Raw genomic sequence first — 20,049 nt, forward strand, 5'->3', positions numbered from 1 at the left:
TGATATTATCACTGTTATGGTTACATGTAGTAGCAGCAACCTGATACGCTAAACAACAACCCGAACATGACACTATCTGATATAACCGTAAAATATCCAAAAGAAACAGTGAAATTGGAACCTGACGAATGACTTATTTTACCTAAATTAATGCTTTAAAGCTCAGCAATATATGAAACAAGTAAAAAAGTACCCCGCGGCTATTACCATCTTCGGGGCGAAAGGCGACCTGACGAAACGAAAGCTCATACCCGCACTGTATAATCTTTTTACCGATAACCACCTGCCACCGGCATTTAACATCATCTGCGTGGACTTCCTTGAAGTAAACCAGGACGAGTTCAGACAGGATATGTTATCCGGCGTAAATGAATTCAGCAGGAACGGTGCTGCGGAAATAGAGAAATGGAATGAATTTGCAGCCAGACTTTTCTACTTACAGGGTGATTTTCTGAAAAAGGAAACTTACGGCAACCTTAATGAAAAGATAAAATCTTTTGAAAAGGAAGCAGGACAGACTATTTCAAGGGTGTATTATTTTGCCGTTGCGCCCCGCTTCATTGAGACTATTTCGGATGCATTATACCAACACAACCTGTGTAACAAGGAAAACCTGGACCGTATTGTAGTGGAAAAGCCATTTGGTACAGACCTGGATACTGCCAGAAAACTGAACCGTTTCCTGGGGAAGAGATTCTCAGAGAAACAGATCTACCGTATTGATCACTACCTGGGTAAAGAAGCCGTACAGAATATCATGGCTTTCCGCTTTGCCAATTATGTGTTTGAACCACTGTGGAATAAAAAATACATTGATCACGTCCAGATCAGCGTGTCTGAACAGGTGGGTGTAGGCAAACGTGGCGGCTATTACGATAGCAGCGGCGCCTTACGCGATATGATCCAGAATCACCTGCTGCAACTGCTTTGTATTGTGGGGATGGAATGTCCCGGCGCCTACAAATCAGAGCAGATCCGTGATGCCAAAACGAAAGTGATGAAGAGTGTAAGGCCTTATACCAACGCAGAGGTGTTTAAGAACGTGGTACGCGGACAGTACACTGCGGGCATGATCAACGATGATCTGAGGCCAGCTTACCGTCAGGAAGAACATGTTTCCTCCTCCTCCTTCACCGAAACCTTTGTAGCGGCTAAATTATTCATCGACAACAAACGCTGGGAAGGGGTGCCTTTCTTCCTGCGCACCGGTAAGTCCATGCCGGCACAATCATCTGTGGTGGTGATCCAGTTCAAGGACAGTCCACACAAGATATTCAGGGACGATATCGTTCCCAATCGCCTGATCATCAGCATTCAACCGGAACTGGAAATCAGCCTGCTGTTCGAAAGCAAGATCCCCGGCCTGCAGATGAAACTGAAACCGGTAGAAATGGACTTCACCTACAAAGAATCATACACGGAAACGATTCCTGAAGCATATGAAGCACTGCTGCTCGATGTTTTACATGGCGATGCTACCCTGTTCATGCGTGCAGACCAGATAGAGGCAGCCTGGAAGGTGGTGATGCCAATCATCGATGCCTGGAAGAAATATCCTGAAAAGGACCTGCATATGTACAAGGCAGGCAGTTGCGGACCTGATGCTGCGCAGAAACTCCTGAAGCCTTATGCGAAAGAATGGTATGAATTGCCTTTCAACAAGACAGTGAAAGCACTGCCGGATCTGAAAAGCGTACAATAAAAAAGAACAGGGGATGCCTTACACATGTGCAGGCATCCTCTGTTTATTTTCAGCCTTCACTGCCTTTTTAAGCAGGAATGGACGTTCGAATAGTAAGAAGAATAAATAGGCTACCCCAACAACCAGGCTGGTCCCACCCAATATCAAAACTACAGTGGCTGTAAATGCTGACAAATGCGAGGGAGCAATCACGTACAACGCAATCATATGCAGTAAGGGAGCATGAATAAGGTATATACTATATGCAAATATCCCCATGGATGCAAGCGGCTTAAATGAAAGCGCTTTCCCTATAAAAGCTATCCGGGAATGCTGATATTTTTCTTTGGAACAGATCACCAGCAAACAAAAGCAGATGATGCCGAATAACACGTCTACAATTTCATTCTCTATATTACCATTCACATCTGAATAAAAAGTAACCCTGCTCTTATAAAAAACAAAGGCGATAGCTGCAGCAATCAGGAACAATCCCCATGGCAGCTTATCAGCAAACTTTGAAAGCCTGGATGCAGAAAAGGAAATATCCGCGGCAAGCATCCCGAGCGTAAACAATATGATGTAGGGATTTACACCTGCTGTTGCCATGTCGACACCAGGATCAACTGTCCTCAGCATCCTGAGTGTGATAAACAACACGACAGAGATCCCTACAGCTGTCAGTAAAGATGCGCCGGGGCCAAACCTTCTCCATAAGTACAATAAAAAAGGGAAAAAGATGTAGATCCTGCACTCTACCGGAATAGACCAGAACGCGTGGTTGATCTTATATACCTCGGAAATAAATAGGTCATTTATTAAAAAGATATGGGTGATAATGCTTTTTGAGGTAACAGGAATACATTCATCCCATACGGAACCTGTCTTTTCATCCAGTAGGAAATAAATTGCCAGTAAAGAGAGGGCCATCGCAATATAGTAAGGAGGCAGGATCCTGACGATACGCCTTTTATAAAATTCCCATACACCTGTCACCTGGTAATTGCGCCTGATAGCTGGCAGCATCAGAGAAAATCCGGAAATGACAATAAACAGGTCTACTGCATAATGCCCTGATTTGAATAAGGAAAGAAATATTTTCTGTACTATTCCCTTCGGACCAGCCTTATATTCCAGCATCGCATGATGCATTACGACGTATAAGGCAGCAACAGCCCTCAGCCCATCTATATACAGCAAATGGGCTTTGTTGTGTGATTGTTTATCCATTAAAATTGTGTTGAAGGTCTTTCTCTTCCAGTTGGCTAGATATTATCAAATCAAATATACAATAAAAATCAAATATCATATCAGGTATACCCGGTAACCATAAATAACTACTTGTTTTAGTCTTCCCCCTTGACTAACTTTAAACCGGAAAGGAATACTCTACAACTTTAGTAGATTTTATGTAATATTGCGCACCACTTCAGATCAGGGGAACAGGGACAATACGGTATAATGCCATACCGGCAGCTGGTTTGATCATAATTATCATTTTATCAATCAATAAATGGACAGGAGTTATTTCAGTGAAGAGGAGTTACTGATCTCTATGGCAACAGGAGATGAAGCTGCCTTTACTGAGATATACAACCGCTACTGGCGCAGATTGCTGGCCATTGCCTATCATCATACGCAGGATGAATCGGCGGCCAAGGAAATAGTCCAGGAAGTGCTGATTAACCTATGGGACCGTCGGGCGGAACTGCAAATCAGGCAACTGTCGCAATACCTCGCTACCGCCATCAAATTCTCTGTATTTAAGTCCATCACCCGCGAGAAACGAAGGAATACTATCGCCAAAGATGTTTTCGGCGAAATAAGCTCCCAGGATGATGAGCAGATCTATGCCCGCTTCCTCCATGACTACATCAACGGTATTGTAGAACAGCTGCCGGAGAAATGCAAACAGGTATTTAAAAGCAGCCGGATGGAAGGCAAAGGCACCGCGCAGATAGCCCGGGAGCTGAATATTTCGGAAAAAACAGTAGAAGCCCATATCACCAAAGCACTGAAACACATCCGGTTCGGTATCCGGAACGCAGGCCTGTTCTTAGTCATGCTACTCTCCTTCTTCAGATAATTTTCTCCTCCTTCAAAAAAATTTTATGCCGGCTAAGGGGTCCCCCCTATGTTATGGTACTTACTAATATAGCGGCTGAAAAGATCTGCTTATACCAGGTCGCCACCATTCAGCACTATCCGCATATGGACAAAAACAGATTACATACACTTATTCAGAAATATATTGATCAAACGGCCACTCCTGCCGAGCAGGAAGAGCTTAACAACTGGTACCGGCAACACAATGAGGATGCTGAATGGAAATATTTATCTGCCGAAGCGGAAGAGCGGGCGGGTAAGGAAATCCTGCAGCACCTGCACCGGCATATCGGCCAAACGGCGCAACCGCCTGTACGCCGGATGCGTCTTTATGCCGGATTAGCCGCTGCCTGTGTCGCAGCTGTGGCTATCACTATCTGGTGGCTTACGTCCTATAATACCGGGCATATCAGTCAGCCGTTAGCTGCCCTGAACATCACCACTTCCGCACAAACGGAAGAGAACAAGTTTGTGGTATTACCGGACAGCAGTACAGTGATCCTGCGTCCGGGCAGCCACATAACCTACCATGATACCCACAAAACGCGGGAACTGACGCTGGAAGGAGAAGCCTATTTTGATATCCGGCAACGGGCAACACAGCCCTTTGTGATCCACACCGGTAAGGTAAAGACCACAGTAATGGGAACCACCTTCAATATCAAGGCCTATTCCGCCGACAGCGTCACCGTATCGGTGATCAGCGGCAGCGTAAAAGTAAGCGACGCACAAAATCATACTGCTGTCCTGCATTCCAGGCAGGAGGCAGTGTACGATATTACGACCAACCTTAAAAAACAGGAACAGCCGCTGGCGGAAGGTACTATTGCCTGGACGAAGGCAGACATGCAATTCCAGGAATTGCCCTATGCACAACTGGCAGCGCGTTTAAGCAGGAGATACGATGTACACATTTCTTTTAAGAATCCGGCGCTCGAAAAATGCCCGATCACGGGAAGATTCAGCGGGACAGAAACGCTGCGGGAAGTGCTGGATATCCTATCACAGACAATGGGTACGACCTATACCATGCAGGACCGTCAGGTAGAACTGGATGGCAGTGGCTGTTTCTAACACAACATTTTTCAACTTAAATCAGGTACATGAAGGCCAGCAAGTAATAACAATCAGCCAAAAACAGTGCAGTAAACTGCAAAAAAAACTCCCCAGGCCCTGGTAAGCAGTGAGGAGTTCCGAGTAAAAACTTTTATCATTTTTAAACGTCAGTAAAGTTATGTCAAAAGTCCTGCTTTTGCAAAAGGGGACGCATTGTCCCATTCGTAAACAGAGAGTCCAACTATTGTTTCTTATGCGTTTAAGTCTGTGTGTGTGTGCATTGTTCGCTTTGAGCCTGAACTTATTTGCAACTGGTCTTGTTTCCGGACAAAGCATCACCAGCACCGTTATCACTTTTGAAGTGCACAATGAAAATCTGAAAGCATCTATTGAAAAGCTGCAACAAGCGTCCGGCTTCAGTATCTTCTATTCCTCTACCCTGTTGAATACAGACAGGAAAGTGAACGTGGAAAAGGCTTCCCGGACCGTAGCGCGGACCCTGGACCTCTTACTGCAGGGTACCAACCTGACCTATATCGAAAAAGGCAATAAAGTGATCCTGCAGGAGAAAAAACAGCCCGCTCCCGTTCTGGCACCTGTTGATGCTGATGATAAAAAGCTTACCGGTATGGTTACCGATGAACAGGGCAACCCTGTTCCCGGAGTAACGGTACGGTTAAAAAACAACAGCCGGCATACTGCCACTGATCAGAACGGGCACTATTCCATTGACGTGGCGGAAAATGATATTCTCCTGTTCAGCTATATCGGTTACACCACCGAAGAGATCTTCGTAGGCGGTAAAACCTCCCTTGTGGTAAGGTTAAAACCTACCTATAGCAACCTGAATGAGGTGCAGGTGATCGGTTACGGCAGTACCACCAAAAGAAGTAATACAGGAGCGGTAAGCTCCATTACAGCACAGGAGATTTCCCGGCAAACGGTAACCAACCCTTTAACAGCCTTACAGGGTCATATTGCTGGTATGCAGATCACCCAGGACAACGGCTTGCCCGGCGGAGGTATCCGTGTACAGATACGCGGTTTAAACACTGCGTCTGCAGGCTTCGTTCCGCTGTATGTCGTAGACGGTGTGCCTTTCACACTGTTCAATGGCGGTCAGCCTACTTCCGATGCACTGAATGCATACGGTATTTCCGGCGCCAGCGGCAGCATCAGCCCTTTCAGCGTCATCAATCCTGAAGATATTGAGCGTATCGATGTACTGAAAGATGCAGACGCCACCGCCATCTATGGTTCCAGAGGCTCCAATGGCGTGGTGCTGATCACCACCAAAAAAGGGGCGCATAGCAAAACACAGGTCAACGTGAATGTTTATCACAGTCTGGGTACTGTGAACCACTATATCCCTATGATGAACACACAGGAGTACCTGCAAATGCGCCGGGACGCTTTCGCCAATTCCGGTGTTACTCCGAATGCCAGCAATGCCAAAGACCTGACCGTATGGGATCAGAATGCCTATACCGACTGGCAGAAATGGGCTTTGGGTGGTACCGCGCATACGACTAATGCAACGGCTTCCATCTCCGGTGGTAATGCGCAGAACAGCTTCCTGTTCAGCTCTACCTACCGTAAGGAGGGCACTGTATTCCCCGGCGACTTCGGTGCAAATAATTACTCCGGAAGACTGAACGCCACTCATAGCAGTCTGAATGGTAAATTCAGTATCGGCTTCGCTGGAAACTATGCCTATATGGGCAGCAATATGCCTGTTGTGGACATTTCCAATATCTACACGCTTCCCACAAACTTTCCACTGTATACCAGCGATGGTAAAGTGAACTGGGAGATAGGCAGCAATCCCCTGGCCTACCTGATGCAAAAGTCAAATGCATCGACCACCAATCTCCTCACTAACCTGAACCTGGGTTATAAAGTAACAAAGGAACTGACACTGAAAGCCAACCTGGGATACAGCCTGACGAGATTACAGCAGACCAATGCCGTCCCTGCGAGGTCCGTCAACTCTACCAGAACCAGCGACAATAAGCTGAATTATGCCGACAACCAGAATGGCAACTATATCATAGAGCCATTTGCAGAGTATAACAAAATGATCAGCAAGGGTAAGCTGCTGGTAGTAGCCGGGGCTACTTTCCAACAGAATAAATCCACCGGTATTTCCCTCGCCGGCAGCAATTACAGTAATGAGTCCCTGTTAAATTCCATCAGCAGCGCAGGTACTGTAACAGTGCAGAGCAATAACTATTCGCTATATAAATACTCCGCTGTATTCGCCAGGGTGAATTACAACTGGCAGGACAAATATCTGCTGGACGGTACTTTCAGAAGAGATGGTTCCTCCCGCTTTGGTCCCTCCCACCGCTTCGGTAATTTCGGTGCAATAGGTGCAGCCTGGATCTTTACGCAGGAAGATTTCATGCGCTCACTGCCCGTACTGAGCTTTGGTAAACTGCGTGCCAGCTATGGGGTAACTGGTAATGACCAGATCAGCAATTACCAGTACAACGCATTATACAGCGGTGGCGGTTCTTTTTATGCTTACATGGGATCTTCCATCCTGGTGCCCAGCACCATTGCCAATCCAAACCTCCATTGGGAAAGTACCCGCAAGACAGACATCGCACTGGAACTGGGCTTCTTTAAAGACAGGATATTGCTCAAAACAGATTTCTATAACAACCGTTCTACCGACCTGCTGGTATACGTAGGAACAGCTGGTCAGACGGGTATTACGGCTTACACCGGTAACCTGCCTGCCGTAGTGCAGAACAGGGGCTGGGAGTTTGAACTGAACACCACCAATGTCAGCACGCGCGACTTCCGGTGGACGACATCCTTCAATCTGACACTGAATAAGAACAGGCTGAAATCATTCCCTGACCTGGCTTCTTCTTCCTATGCTTCCACTTATGTGATCGGCTATCCGATCGATGTGGCAAAGCGTTATCATTTCCAGGGAGTAGATCCTGCAACAGGATTGCCGCTTATCCAGGACCTGGATAAGGATGGGGCCATTTCCTTCTCAACGGATATGATACCCATGAAAACCGGTACGCCTTATTATGGTGGCTTGTCCAACAGCCTGTCCTACAAAGGCTTCAGCCTGGATTTCACCTTCCAGTTCAATCATCGCTATGGTTATATCAACAATACCCTGACCTCAGTTTACAGTCCTTACGGTTCTGGTTATACTAACCAGAGCACTGCCATACTGGACCGCTGGAAGAAGGCAGGCGATAATGCACCTTTCCCCGCAGCAGCTACTACGAATAACAATGCTTATTCTTATCTGGCATCTTCTGACTATAACTGGGGCAATGCATCCTTCATCAAGTTCAAGACCCTCAGTCTTACCTATGCATTGCCTGCCGATTGGCTGAAACAGGCGAGGATCTCCTCTGCATCTGTATATGCCAGGGCGCAGAACCTGTTCACCTGGGCGAAACAAAAGTATACGCTTGATCCGGAAACAACGGTACCCGGTACAGGCTCCAACCTTGGAACGGGCCAGTATATTGCTTTCCCGCAGTTACGCACTATTGCAGTCGGACTTAATTTAACACTCTAAAAGAACCGGACATGAGCGATAAAACAAACACTTTGAAATATATAACACTGGCATTGCTGCTGATCAACAGCCTGCTGTTTTCTTCCTGCGAAAAATTTGTGGATATAGACAAGGCGCCTAACCAGCTGCCGGCAGCGGATGCTTTTAAGGAAGATGGCACTGCCACCAGCGCTGTACTGGCAATGTATTCCTATTATAATACAAGCGGCAGTCTGCCTTACTTAACATTTGCAGGCGGTATAGAAGCCGACGATATACTGTATACCTATGCTACAAGCACTCCTACTATGAATGAATTCCAGCAGTCGGTAGTCAGTCCTGGCAATGGTACCCTTACCTCCTATCTCTGGATATATCCATATGGCGTTATCAGGCAGGCCAACCTGGCTATTGAAGGACTGAAAGCCAGCACTACCCTCACTCCTTCCCTGCAAACGCAGTTACTGGGAGAAGCTTATTTCTTCCGTGCATTTAACTATTTCTACCTGGTGAATTACTTCGGAGCTGTGCCACTGGTATTGAGTTCTGATGTAATGGAAACAGGCAGCCTGCCACGCACCGGTGTTGATTCAGTATGGGCACAGATCATCAGCGACCTGAAAACAGCAGAAGCATCCCTTCCTGCCGCCTATACCGGCACTTTAAGGACCAGGGTAAACAAGTATGCTGCCAGCGCCCTCCTGGCCCGTGCATACCTGTACAGGGAAGACTGGCAGAATGCAATTACTTATAGCACTGAAGTGATCGGGGCTGGTACTTACAGCCTGCCGGTACCTGACAGTGCATTTCTAAATGTCAGCAATGAAGTGATCTTACAATACGGTACTACCACTGGCTACTCTTTCATGGGTAGCAACTACCGCACAAGCAGCAGTACAGGTATTCCTAACTATTACCTGTATCCGTCTACAGCCAGCGCTTTCGACAGCGGCGATAAAAGGAGAACAGCCTGGGTAGACAGCGTAATATCAGGTACTACTACTACTTACCGTATCAACAAGTATAAACTCGCAACTGCCACAGCAGGTAATGAATACAATGTGATATTACGCCTCGCGGAACAATACCTGATCCGTGCAGAAGCCAATGCACAGCTGAAAAACCTGGATGCCGCGGCGGCAGACCTGAACGCAGTACGTACCCGCGCAGGACTGGACAACACCACTGCTGCTACACAAGATGCGCTGCTGGCCGCTGTTGCGAAGGAAAGGAAAGTGGAGCTGTTTGGTGAATTTGCGCATCGCTGGTTTGATCTGAAACGTACCGGCAAGGTGAATGAAGTAATTAGTGCGATCAAATCCAACTGGGTATCTACAGCAGCATTACTACCTATACCCGCCACTGAAATAGCGAAGAACAAGGCCCTCAAACAAAATGATGGTTACTAATTAATCTATTCACTTTCATCTAAACTGTTTTATGCAGATAACTCACAGACTACTATTTACCGGCGCATTATCTCTGTCGGCAGTACTCGCAACAGCACAGGATAAAAATGCACTGACGACCGAAAAGGATTACCAGGAAGCTTCCAGGGCCGCTTATAAAAACAATAACTCCAGCAAGGGAGACTCATTGGTAGAAGTAGCTATCGCCCGTTTTCCCAAAGGCGCCTTTGCCCGCAACGACTTTTATAATAAGCAGGTCAACAAACAGATGCCTTCCGCAGAAAAGCTGAAAGTCTACAACAAATGGATCAAAGCATTTCCGGAGCCGAAAGATAGTCCTGATATCGTATACGACTATGCCCGTTCAGGCATATCCTGGTCTTATGCAGAAGAGAACAATCCGAAGCAGAACCAGGCATGGATCAATAAGATCAAATCGCAGGAGTATCGTGCTGTCATAGAAGTACATGATGGCACACGATTCCTGGGCCATAAGGATACTGTTACCGCAGAAAAGCTGATAAGGGCAGGCGTGGCTGATGCAGAAAAGTCCTATCCTCTCAGCAAAAATCCAATGGCAAAGGGCGACTATTATTATGCGCTGAATGCACTGTCTACATTGCTATACCACGAACGCAAATATGCAGAGGCATTGCAATACGCCAGTATGATCTATAACGGTGGTGGCAACAGGGACAAAGCGGATGTTAAAAAGAACTACGCACTGCTCCTGGCGGCCAACAATAAGCCCGATAGCGCGCTGTTACTGCTGACAGAACTGATCAGCAGTGGCGAGGCAGATAACGAAGTGAAAACAAAACTTCCTGCTATCTATGCATCCGCCAAAGGCAGTGATGCAGGTTATGCTGCATTTGCCGCTGAGCTGGAAGCTACTATGCGCATACATATACAGGACCGGGTGAAAAAAGAACTGCTCTCTGAAACAGCGCCTGTATTCACCTTGAAAGACCTGGACGGCAATACGGTATCTACCGCAGACCTGAAAGGAAAGATCCTTGTACTTGACTTCTGGGCTACCTGGTGCGGTCCCTGCAAACGCTCCTTTCCCGCTATGCAGAAAACGGTGAATAAGTATAAGAATGATCCGAATGTGAAGTTCCTGTTTATAGATACATGGGAAAGAGTAGCTGATCCGTCAAAGGACGTGAAAAAGTTCATCGGAGATAATAATTATACCTTCCAGGTACTACTGGATGATAAAACAACTGGTGTGGTAAGCCAGTTTAAAGTGCGTGGCATTCCGGCTAAGTTCATCATTGACGGAGCAGGCAATACCCGTTTTAAACTAACCGGTTTCAGTGGCGGAGATGATGCAGCAGTAGAAGAATTATCTGCCATGATAGAGATGATCAGATAGACGACGTTAAACCTACAATCATAGCAAGAGGCTATCCGGATAATACCAGATAGCCTCTTGTCGTAATTCCCCCCCTGTTAGTCCAATTTCCCCACCCTCTCTTTTTGTATTCCGGGCTATGTTTGCAATATCAAAAAGATATTCAAATGAAAACAATACACGCAGCCAGAGCTATTTTACTGGCCTTACTGATCCTCATTACTACTGTTATGAATGCGGGTGCACAGAAGGCGCCTGCAGGCCCTAAAACCTTAAAATCATCGGGTTATGCACCTGTTAATGGCCTTAAACTCTATTATGAGATACATGGGGAAGGACAGCCGCTGGTACTGCTGCATGGCGCCTATATGACCATAGATCTTAACTGGTCGCAACTGATACCGGAACTGGCAAAGACACACAAAGTAATTGCACTGGAAATGCAGGGCCATGGTCACACTGCTGATATTGACCGGCCAGTTACCTTTCAAAACCTGGCGGATGATGTAGCAGGTTTGTTACAATACCTGAAGATAGATAGTGCCGATGTATTGGGTTACAGCCTGGGCGGATCGGTTGCCTATGCATTGGCGATACAGCATCCTGCCATGGTGAAGAAGCTGGTACTCGTGTCTACTGTATACAAATATCATGGCTGGCAGAAGGAAGTAACAGATGCCTTCCAGACTTTCAAACCAGAGTTCTTTGATCAGACACCCTTGAAAACAGCTTATGAAAAAGTAGCGCCTGATCCCGGGCATTGGAGAGCTTTCCTCTCCAAATATATGGAGTATGGTAAACAGGATTATGACTTTGGCGCAGATAAAGTGAAGGCGATCAAATCACCCATTCTGTTCATCATGGGAGATAACGACGGTGTATCGCTGGAGCACAAGGCAGAAATGTATCGTGCAGCTGGTGGCGGTGTTTCCGGGGATATGGCCGGATTGCCAAAATCACAGCTGGCGATCCTACCGGGCACTACGCATGTGACCCTGATGATGGATACACCGAAACTGCTTTCATTCATCAACCCTTTCCTGGGCAAATAATATCAGTAAGAGAAATAGCCTGTTGCTAATAGCAGGCTATTTCCATTTATCAGAAAAGTACTTCCTTACCGGAGTATCATAAAACACCATTACAAGATAGGCAAAAGCCATCAGCACAATAAGCCCACAGATCACTATCCAGCTAATAGTAGCCATGTCCGGTTTATTTTGCTGGTAATAATGCAAAAACGCAAACATGACTGCATAGTGTGTCATGTATAGCGGATAAGAGATCTTTCCTGAAAAATTGCATATTCCTTCCATGCGTGGGCTGAGTCGTGAACCTGCTCCCAGTGCTATCAACAGCGGAAAGTAAAAGACTACGACCAGCACTTCCGCCAGCCAGTTCAGCTTAAACCAGGGCATCAGTAAGGCGGCCAGCAGCAGGACAGTAAGCCCTGTAAAACCCAGCTTATTTTTAATAATGAAATGGTAACGATATACCAGCATCCCCGCCAGGAAGGAGAATGATATGCGTGCAGCACCATGCCAGAAAGTATCTTTCCCCCAGCCTCCCATCACATTGCCCGCACTATGACCTGCGTAGGCAAGACATGCGGCAGCTACGACAGCCAGCCCCAGAAGGATGCGTTTATCCAGTCGCCATAATATGATGCCATACACAATATTCGCCACATACTCCCAAAACAATGACCAGGCGGGTGCGTTCATACCAAACAGGTTAAAAAACCTGTCTTCCATTACAGGAAAAGGTATCACCAATATTGACATCAGAAATATCAATGCGATTTTACCTGCGGAATAAGCAGGCGCTGCCGCTGCAAAAGGATCAAAGAGGAACGACAGTAGTCCGAGAACAGATCCCAGCACCACCAGGGGGTGTAAGCGGATAAGCCTCGCCCGGAAGAACTTTCCGGTTCCCATCTTTTCGATACGATCATCATAAGCATAGGCAATCACAAAACCGCTCAGGCAAAAGAAGAAGTCTACCGCCAGGAATCCGTGCCCTGCAAAATTCTTACTGTAATCGGTATATACTATCTCAAGAAAGTGAAATATCACCACTACTATAGCGGCAATGCCTCTCAGACCATCCAGTATTTCAAAATGTTGTTTTGTTGTTTTTAATTGATCTGTCCCCGTTTTCGGTGCCTCAACTGTTGCCGTTTCCATATTGTGAAATTAGTAAGCGGGCAAAATAATCATCAGCAACTAAATATACAAGCCCTTTGTGCTGATTGGCGGAATATGATGATATTCTCACGATGCTTTATTATTTTTGGGCAAAAATCCTATTGGGTATTCCCGCCAACATACAGCTGCTATATAAGCCGGTACAGCCATCTGTCAGGAGTTCAACTGAAGATGTCGTTTACCGGGAATATGTCCCGCATGCACAATTACGGAATATCATCTACTGCTACTGGCAATTAAAAACCACGCAGCCACTCAGCAATGAGTTCATCTACCGGGTAGTGGCCGACGGCTGTATTGACATGTACTTTGAACCTGGTAATCCATCGGAAAACTATGTAATGGGTTTTAGCAGTAAGTATACGGAATTTTCATTGGGAAACAGCTTTCATTATGTGGGCGTACGTTTCCTTCCAACGATGTTTCCTCAATTGTTCCGCATCAATGCGGCTGAGCTCAGCAACAGGTATGAGGCTTTAAATGCTGTGGCACCCCGACTATCGCGTTTCATACAGGAAAACTTTCATAGCCAGCTTTCCATGAGCAATATAGTACGCATGCTGGATAACTGGTTTTTACAATTATCGGGAACAGTAAACTTTAATGCAGACAACAGGCTGTATGAAGCTCTGGATATTATTTTAAAGAACGCCGGCATGATACATCTTGAAAACGATATCAATACCGGCATCAGTCCCCGTCAACTACGCCGGTTGTTTGAAAACTATATCGGCGATACACCAAAAACTTTCAGCAAGATTGTACGGTTTCAGCAGATACTTCGCGCGAAACCTTCCGTACAAAGCCTTCGCCGGAATAAACTGTTCTTCGATGCCGGTTATCATGACCAGGCACACTTTATAAAAGAATTTAAGCACCTGTATGGCATCACTCCGGCCAAGGCATTCGAGAGGGAATAAATTGTCCGTTTTTTACAATGTCTGGCATCCTGTTTACCTGACCTTTGTGGTATAACTACAAACGAAATGAATAAGCTACTATTGCTGATCGCCGCCATTCTATTAGCGACCGGTACACAGGCGCAAAACAACAAAAAACCGAACAAAATGAAACTGAACGCAGGCATCGTTACCACAAAGCTCACTGAGAGCAGAGCCTTCTATACGGATATACTGGGATTTGGCGTTACATTCGAAAACGAGTTTTATCTACTCCTGCATACGCCCAATCATGAAGCGGAGATCAGCTTTTTACTACCGGAGCACCCTTCCCAGCAAGCACTATTTCATAAAGGCTTTAATGGCGAAGGTATCTACCTGACCATTGAGGTGGATGATGTAGATAAAATTTACCGGGAACTAAAACAAAAAGGTGTCGACATAAAGATAGATATACGGAATGAGCCCTGGGGCGACCGGCATTTTGCTATCACTGATCCTAATGGCGTGAACATAGATATTGTTCATTACCATGCACAGTAAAAGAGATTTGCAACCGGGGCTTGCGCTGCTTGTCCCGGTTGCATTCAACGCTTTCATTGCCCTCAATGCCTATAGTAATAAAGCAAACTGCCTGAATAGTTCTTATCAAGATTCTCTTTGCTATCTAAGCTTACGTTAAAATTCTCCCGCTTGATGTAATTGAATTCGTCATGCGATTTTAACAACTGGAAGTATCTGTCAGCCAGCATTTCTTTTACACCATTTCCCATATTCTCCTGCACCTGTTGATCTGTATAGAAAAAGAATGTAACTATAGCACCCCCATCAGAGCCTGATATTTTCCAAAGCGCTTCAATACGGAGTGCATCCTGCAGCTGCTCTAGCTGGAAGGTAGAAATATGTCCATGCGCTTCCTCAATCGCAATAGACGCAAAGGAGTCAAATATCACAAACATATTTTCTGTGCGATATTTTCCTGCAGAATTAACTTCTGCTTCAAATACACGGAGGATCGCTGTTTGGTGAATCGAACCACCTGCCTGGCGAAATTTTACCACATCCCAACCATTCTCAAAAACTATTTCCAATCTAGGCTGTTTGTCATAGGCGACGACATCATAAATGATATTCATGGTCTGTACATTATATGTCTTGTCAATCCATGCGGCTAAAGGTACAAAGTCCGGGTTTATCACCGCCTTTCCCTGCTTTATCAGCTTGGTTTCCTGATAAGATTTATCTGAAGGAGATATCATAGGTATGTATCAAATGATTAAGATCTGCAATTTACCAATTTCTCAATATTGCTGAATCAACAGCGTTGGTCGCAAAACGCCTATTTCTTGTCTCAATCACACCGTCCCGGGAACGCCTCTATCATGTAGTTTTGTAGTATAACAATAACAACAAACAAACACATCATGAGAAAGATCATTGTTTGCACATTTATGACTATGGATGGAGTATTGCAGGCTCCCGGCGGACCTCAGGAAGATACTTCCGGCGGATTCAAATGGGGTGGTTGGATGTCTCCTTACACTGATGATCAGACAGACAGTAAACTGGGCCAGATTATGTCTAAACCCTTCGATCTGCTGCTGGGCAGGCGCACATATGAAATATTCTCCGCTTACTGGCCCTACCAGAATAGTGACCATCCAATAGCAGGATTATTCAACCGTATCAGGAAGTATGTTGTTTCCAGTAATGCCATCGATCTTCCCTGGGAAAATTCGGAACTGATCACCGGCGATACAGTCAGTGAATTACAAAAGCTGAAGAAACAGGACGGTCCTGACTTACTGGTGCACGGTAGTAGCGTACTGATACAAACCCTGCTGGCTAATAACCTGATAGATGAGTTGCATATCTGGACATTTCCGATTACGCTGGGTGAAGGGCGAAAGCTTTTCAAGGATGGTACTCAGGCTGCCCAATGGAAACTAACGGATGCAGTAATAGCCAGCACCGGTGCTATTATCACCAGTTATGTGCCTGATGGAGATGTTAAGTTAGGCTCATTCATATTGGGTGAAGCAAGTGAAGCAGAGATAGCCAGAAGAGAGAAATTCGCCAAAGAAACATATTGATCATTATCACCAGCAAGGCATCATCCTGCATTGCTGGTGATCTGATCTTTGATGGAATGTAATACACCCATCTTCAGGTCGTACGTAGATAAACGCAGGGCATTCAGGCCGATGTTATCCAGGATATAGCTGGTGAGTATAGCTGCAATTACAATCATATCTACCCTTAAGGAGATCAGTCCTTTCATGTTCGTTCTTTCCTCATGCGTAGAGGCAAGCAGGCGCACTGCCAGATCTTCATACGCTTTTATATCCAATGGCATAGAAGCAATATCGCCGATATCATCCCCATTATTCAGAAGTGTGGCGAATGATTCAAACGCGCCTGCAGAGCCGATGAGTAGCTCGGGTTGATAGTGTGCACAGGCAGCTTTTAAGTCGCCCAATGTTTTATCAAGAACATCACCAATAGCATTGCGTTCAGCAACACTGATAGGATCCGAATGAAAGTATGCCTGCATTAAGCGGGCTGCGCCGATATCGTAACTTTTTTTCCAGACAAGACCATCTTCATTACAGATGATAAATTCCGTACTGCCGCCTCCTATATCCATGATCAGAGAGTTTCGCTGAATGATGCCAAGTGCTCTTACACCGTTAAATATAAAAGCGGCTTCTTCATCGCCTGAGATCACCTGGATGTCTATACCTACTGCATGCGCGGCTTTAACAAATTCAGATCCGTTCACCGCGTTCCTGACAGCAGATGTGGCGACGGCTCTCACTATATCAACATGGTGGTCATCTATGATACTTTTGAATTCTTTCAGTGTACGTATTCCTCTTTCAAAAGCCTCGGGAATGATCATATTCTCATTGATACGCCCCTGGCCAAGAAGGACTGGTACTGTAGTCTTATAGAGGATCTGTGGGTCTTTGTCAGAAAGATCTCCTATGATCAGATGAAATGTATTGGTGCCAAGGTCTATAACAGCAGCCCTCATGAATTTTATGTTTTTGCAAATCTATCAAATTAGTACATCCTACTGGAGGTAATGATAAGAAACGTATTTCATACGCCTTTCTTTTTTTTACTTTCTTAACATTTTTTTTGGTTTTGATTCAAAACAAATCGTACTATTGCAAGTGAAATCCAGTAGGATTTAGTCCCTATCGTCTCAACACAATTTGCTTTTCTCCACATTTTTTAGCCACACACTATAGAATACCACCTACTGTCTGCTTGCCATCAAGAGAGCGCAAGAGTATTTCATGCAAAAACCACTCGTCAGCAGTGACAAATGACTATACTCCCTATGCTTTTATGGTCCCTGTACTGATCAATTAAACGCCGACTGTTATTACTGATACGCACCGAAACACTTGTTGCCAAAGGGCTCATTAATCAACCAAAACAAACCTTACCTATCATGAGTGCTGTACGTCTACACCTATGCGGTATTCTTAGGGCTATTTTACGGAGATCTCCGGTACCTATTTTGCTGATCCCGCCATTATTACTCCTGCTGCAATTGACGGCTTATGCCCAATCGGCCAACCTTGATCAGGGCTCTAATGACAAGGCAACTACGCCTTTAAATCCTGTCAGTTGGGTCAATGGTAACCTCAACGCCAACATGGCGCATTTCCTTGAGGGCTACTCCGTGCCTTACCGGGCCGTCCTTGAAGGGCTTGTCGTTAACCAGACATATACGCTGGTCATTGGTTTCGATGTCAGGAACAGTAGTAAACATGCGTTGGATTACCTGACGCATTTTCAGCGTCTGAGTCCTCATAATGTGTTTAGTCATGGGCAGGAAACAGTGAATCCATTGCTCAATGCTCCTCAGCCGGCATCCTACTTTACAACTACGGATGTGTTTACGATGCCAGCTCCGTCGAGCACCGGTTCACCGGTTGCAGGACAACCTGCTACCAGTTTTAACGCATTACCTGCCGGTGAGAAACAGATGACAGGATACAATGCGGATATAACGAATATCACCTATGCCTCCCAGGGTAGTTTGTCTGCAGCCAATTCAGAGACTGTGGTCAATATTACTTTTACAGCACTCAAATCTACTGCTATACTGGCATGGGGTGCTCATATTGCCAGCATTGTAGACTGGGGCAAAGACCCTGTTACGGGTGAGCCCAATTCGGCCAGTGCGATCAATGGTTCACCCTATCACGTGCGCCTGAAGAAATGGATCATTAACGGAGCGGATGTCAACATCGGTAACCAGGATAGATCACTCAAAACAGATGCTGTATTCATTCCTCCTAGCTGTAGTGTTGCCGGGCCGGCAAATGCGTGTGTACAGACGGCGAAACTGACATATACTGCTACGGTTGATGATGCCAATGGCCTTACCTATGCCTGGAGTATCATTGGGGCCAATACAGCAAATGCAAAAATTGTCAACTCGACATTGGGTACTATAGACGTAGTGCCCATTGGTGCTTCATTTACCTTCGGATCTTTTAATCTTCGCTTGATTGTCACCCGGGAAGGCATGAAAGATACCTGCTATCTCACCAGCCATGATAACCCTGGTACAACTATCAATATATACAATGTAGATGTTAACGCTGGCAGTGATCAGACTATTACTAATCTTGATACTGCCCATCTTTCTGCCTCTATTGCAGGAGGTGACGGTACATACACGTTTACCTGGACGCCGGTCACGGGTCTGAGTAATCCCAACGTCGGCAATCCTGACTTTATACCGCCATCTACCGGTGTATTCCAGTTTATCGTGAAAGGAGATGACGGCAATTGCCAGGACCTTGATACGGTGGTTATTACCGTCAATGAACATGCAAAACCGCCATGTGGCATCACCGGCCCCGGTCCTGTATGTCCGGGCTCTCAGAATGAGTATACCGGGCCGGCGCCGGCAAGTGTGGGTTCTTACCTCTGGTCGGTGACAGGAGATGGTACCGTCTCTGGTGTTAATAATACCCAGAAAGTGCTGATAAACGCCGCAAATAAGTGTGGCACCTATCAGCTCCGGCTTATTGTCTCAACACCTGATGGAAAGCGCAAAGATACCTGCTACCTGGGTGTACAGGTCAAGGATACTATCAAACCGGTGCTTTCGGGACAGATCTCTAATGCAAATGTCGCTTGTACTAACAATATACCGGCTGCTCCTGTTATCGGGGTCACTGATAATTGTACAGCGGGGCTGAACGTCCAAACCAGTACCATTGTATCTGACAGCACCTGTGTCAATAAGTATAAACTCACCCGTAAGTGGTGGGCCACTGACCTGTGTGGTAATACTTCCGATACCCTGAAGCAGGTGATCACTGTGAACGACGATGTCAAACCGGTAATTACTGCCAGCTTTGATAAGACTGTCAATGTACAGTGTCTCAAAGACGTTCCTGCCGCGCCTAATCCGACGGCAACTGACAATTGCAATGGTAATGTTACACCGGTATACAGTGTAACTGGCAGTGGTTCTGCTTGTGATTCGACTATCACCCGTAAGTGGGTATTCGCTGACGCATGTGGTAACAGTGACTCAGTAAGCCAGGTTATTCATATCAAGGATGATATTAAGCCTGCCCTGTCAGGTTCCGCTGGCAATGTCAACGTAACTTGTAGCAAGGACATACCTGCTGCTGCAAACATCTCCGCTACTGACAATTGTGATGTAACACCAGGCGTTCATTTCAGCCAGGAAACAATAGATAGTACCTGCATCAACAACTTCAAGGTGATCCGTAAATGGTGGGCTAAGGATGCATGTGG

General features: G+C 45.9%; 15 protein-coding genes. 11 read left to right on the forward strand and 4 right to left on the reverse strand.

Going from position 1 to position 20,049, the window contains the following annotated elements:
- Window positions 1-172: 172 nt before the first annotated feature.
- Window positions 173-1,702, forward strand: a complete 1,530-nt coding sequence (zwf, locus tag BLR32_RS12380; protein WP_089832052.1) for a glucose-6-phosphate dehydrogenase — start codon at window positions 173-175, stop codon at window positions 1,700-1,702.
- Window positions 1,703-1,720: 18 nt separating this feature from the next.
- Here the strand turns inward: zwf and BLR32_RS12385 are convergent, their stop codons facing one another.
- Window positions 1,721-2,911: an acyltransferase family protein gene (locus BLR32_RS12385; RefSeq protein WP_089832054.1), complete on the reverse strand. Its 1,191-nt coding sequence runs from the start codon at window positions 2,909-2,911 to the stop codon at window positions 1,721-1,723.
- A gap of 283 nt (window positions 2,912-3,194) precedes the next feature.
- On the opposite strand from BLR32_RS12385, the gene BLR32_RS12390 reads away from it, so the two are divergent.
- From BLR32_RS12390 to BLR32_RS12415, 6 genes are all read left to right on the forward strand, one after another.
- Window positions 3,195-3,767: an RNA polymerase sigma-70 factor gene (locus tag BLR32_RS12390; RefSeq protein WP_089832056.1), complete on the forward strand. Its 573-nt coding sequence runs from the start codon at window positions 3,195-3,197 to the stop codon at window positions 3,765-3,767.
- 53 nt (window positions 3,768-3,820) lie between these two features.
- Window positions 3,821-4,861 carry a FecR family protein gene (locus tag BLR32_RS12395; protein WP_089832059.1) on the forward strand — a complete coding sequence of 347 codons (1,041 nt, stop codon included), beginning with the start codon at window positions 3,821-3,823 and terminating at the stop codon, window positions 4,859-4,861.
- A 235-nt stretch (window positions 4,862-5,096) separates the two neighbouring features.
- The gene (locus tag BLR32_RS12400; protein ID WP_176842252.1) at window positions 5,097-8,399 is read left to right on the forward strand and encodes a TonB-dependent receptor; all 3,303 of its coding nucleotides are present in this window, start codon (window positions 5,097-5,099) and stop codon (window positions 8,397-8,399) included.
- 11 nt (window positions 8,400-8,410) lie between these two features.
- Window positions 8,411-9,787: a RagB/SusD family nutrient uptake outer membrane protein gene (locus BLR32_RS12405; RefSeq protein ID WP_089832063.1), complete on the forward strand. Its 1,377-nt coding sequence runs from the start codon at window positions 8,411-8,413 to the stop codon at window positions 9,785-9,787.
- Window positions 9,788-9,818: 31 nt separating this feature from the next.
- Window positions 9,819-11,165, forward strand: a complete 1,347-nt coding sequence (locus BLR32_RS12410; RefSeq protein WP_089832065.1) for a TlpA disulfide reductase family protein — start codon at window positions 9,819-9,821, stop codon at window positions 11,163-11,165.
- 146 nt (window positions 11,166-11,311) lie between these two features.
- The gene (locus tag BLR32_RS12415) at window positions 11,312-12,196 is read left to right on the forward strand and encodes an alpha/beta fold hydrolase (RefSeq protein WP_089832067.1); all 885 of its coding nucleotides are present in this window, start codon (window positions 11,312-11,314) and stop codon (window positions 12,194-12,196) included.
- Window positions 12,197-12,232: 36 nt separating this feature from the next.
- Here the strand turns inward: BLR32_RS12415 and BLR32_RS12420 are convergent, their stop codons facing one another.
- A complete protein-coding gene (locus tag BLR32_RS12420; RefSeq protein WP_089832069.1) occupies window positions 12,233-13,330 on the reverse strand; it encodes an acyltransferase family protein in 1,098 nt (365 codons plus the stop codon).
- A 92-nt stretch (window positions 13,331-13,422) separates the two neighbouring features.
- Between BLR32_RS12420 and BLR32_RS12425 the strand changes: the two genes are divergently transcribed.
- Both BLR32_RS12425 and BLR32_RS12430 read left to right on the forward strand, forming a co-directional pair.
- Entirely contained in the window at window positions 13,423-14,271 is an 849-nt protein-coding gene (locus BLR32_RS12425; protein WP_089832071.1) for an AraC family transcriptional regulator, read from the forward strand.
- Window positions 14,272-14,337: 66 nt separating this feature from the next.
- The gene (locus BLR32_RS12430; RefSeq protein WP_218124181.1) at window positions 14,338-14,793 is read left to right on the forward strand and encodes a VOC family protein; all 456 of its coding nucleotides are present in this window, start codon (window positions 14,338-14,340) and stop codon (window positions 14,791-14,793) included.
- 62 nt (window positions 14,794-14,855) lie between these two features.
- Here BLR32_RS12430 and BLR32_RS12435 read toward each other — a convergent pair whose 3' ends face one another.
- Window positions 14,856-15,509 carry a hypothetical protein gene (locus BLR32_RS12435; protein ID WP_089832073.1) on the reverse strand — a complete coding sequence of 218 codons (654 nt, stop codon included), beginning with the start codon at window positions 15,507-15,509 and terminating at the stop codon, window positions 14,856-14,858.
- Window positions 15,510-15,674: 165 nt separating this feature from the next.
- On the opposite strand from BLR32_RS12435, the gene BLR32_RS12440 reads away from it, so the two are divergent.
- Window positions 15,675-16,343, forward strand: coding sequence for a dihydrofolate reductase family protein (locus BLR32_RS12440; protein ID WP_089832075.1), 669 nt, complete (start codon window positions 15,675-15,677; stop codon window positions 16,341-16,343).
- A gap of 20 nt (window positions 16,344-16,363) precedes the next feature.
- On the opposite strand, the gene BLR32_RS12445 is transcribed toward BLR32_RS12440, so the two are convergent.
- Window positions 16,364-17,287, reverse strand: a complete 924-nt coding sequence (locus tag BLR32_RS12445) for a Ppx/GppA phosphatase family protein (RefSeq protein WP_089832077.1) — start codon at window positions 17,285-17,287, stop codon at window positions 16,364-16,366.
- Between the two features lie 426 nt (window positions 17,288-17,713).
- Here BLR32_RS12445 and BLR32_RS12450 point away from each other — a divergent pair.
- A partial coding sequence (locus BLR32_RS12450) for an HYR-like domain-containing protein (RefSeq protein ID WP_143011454.1) occupies window positions 17,714-20,049 on the forward strand: 2,336 nt, incomplete at its 3' end.

Source organism: Chitinophaga filiformis, assembly GCF_900102545.1.
In the GTDB taxonomy this organism is placed as follows: Bacteria; Bacteroidota; Bacteroidia; order Chitinophagales; family Chitinophagaceae; genus Chitinophaga; species Chitinophaga filiformis.

Bases quoted from the DNA above. Each gene is read 5' to 3' on its own strand.
- BLR32_RS12415 (WP_089832067.1), top strand. From the start codon at position 11,312: ATGAAAACAATACACGCAGCCAGAGCTATTTTACTGGCCTTACTGATC.
- BLR32_RS12445 (WP_089832077.1), bottom strand. From the start codon at position 17,287: ATGAGGGCTGCTGTTATAGACCTTGGCACCAATACATTTCATCTGATC.
- BLR32_RS12385 (WP_089832054.1), bottom strand. From the start codon at position 2,911: ATGGATAAACAATCACACAACAAAGCCCATTTGCTGTATATAGATGGG.
- BLR32_RS12405 (WP_089832063.1), top strand. From the start codon at position 8,411: ATGAGCGATAAAACAAACACTTTGAAATATATAACACTGGCATTGCTG.
- BLR32_RS12430 (WP_218124181.1), top strand. From the start codon at position 14,338: ATGAATAAGCTACTATTGCTGATCGCCGCCATTCTATTAGCGACCGGT.
- BLR32_RS12395 (WP_089832059.1), top strand. From the start codon at position 3,821: ATGGTACTTACTAATATAGCGGCTGAAAAGATCTGCTTATACCAGGTC.
- zwf (WP_089832052.1), top strand. From the start codon at position 173: ATGAAACAAGTAAAAAAGTACCCCGCGGCTATTACCATCTTCGGGGCG.
- BLR32_RS12440 (WP_089832075.1), top strand. From the start codon at position 15,675: ATGAGAAAGATCATTGTTTGCACATTTATGACTATGGATGGAGTATTG.
- BLR32_RS12425 (WP_089832071.1), top strand. From the start codon at position 13,423: ATGCTTTATTATTTTTGGGCAAAAATCCTATTGGGTATTCCCGCCAAC.
- BLR32_RS12435 (WP_089832073.1), bottom strand. From the start codon at position 15,509: ATGATATCTCCTTCAGATAAATCTTATCAGGAAACCAAGCTGATAAAG.
- BLR32_RS12420 (WP_089832069.1), bottom strand. From the start codon at position 13,330: ATGGAAACGGCAACAGTTGAGGCACCGAAAACGGGGACAGATCAATTA.
- BLR32_RS12390 (WP_089832056.1), top strand. From the start codon at position 3,195: ATGGACAGGAGTTATTTCAGTGAAGAGGAGTTACTGATCTCTATGGCA.
- BLR32_RS12410 (WP_089832065.1), top strand. From the start codon at position 9,819: ATGCAGATAACTCACAGACTACTATTTACCGGCGCATTATCTCTGTCG.
- BLR32_RS12400 (WP_176842252.1), top strand. From the start codon at position 5,097: ATGCGTTTAAGTCTGTGTGTGTGTGCATTGTTCGCTTTGAGCCTGAAC.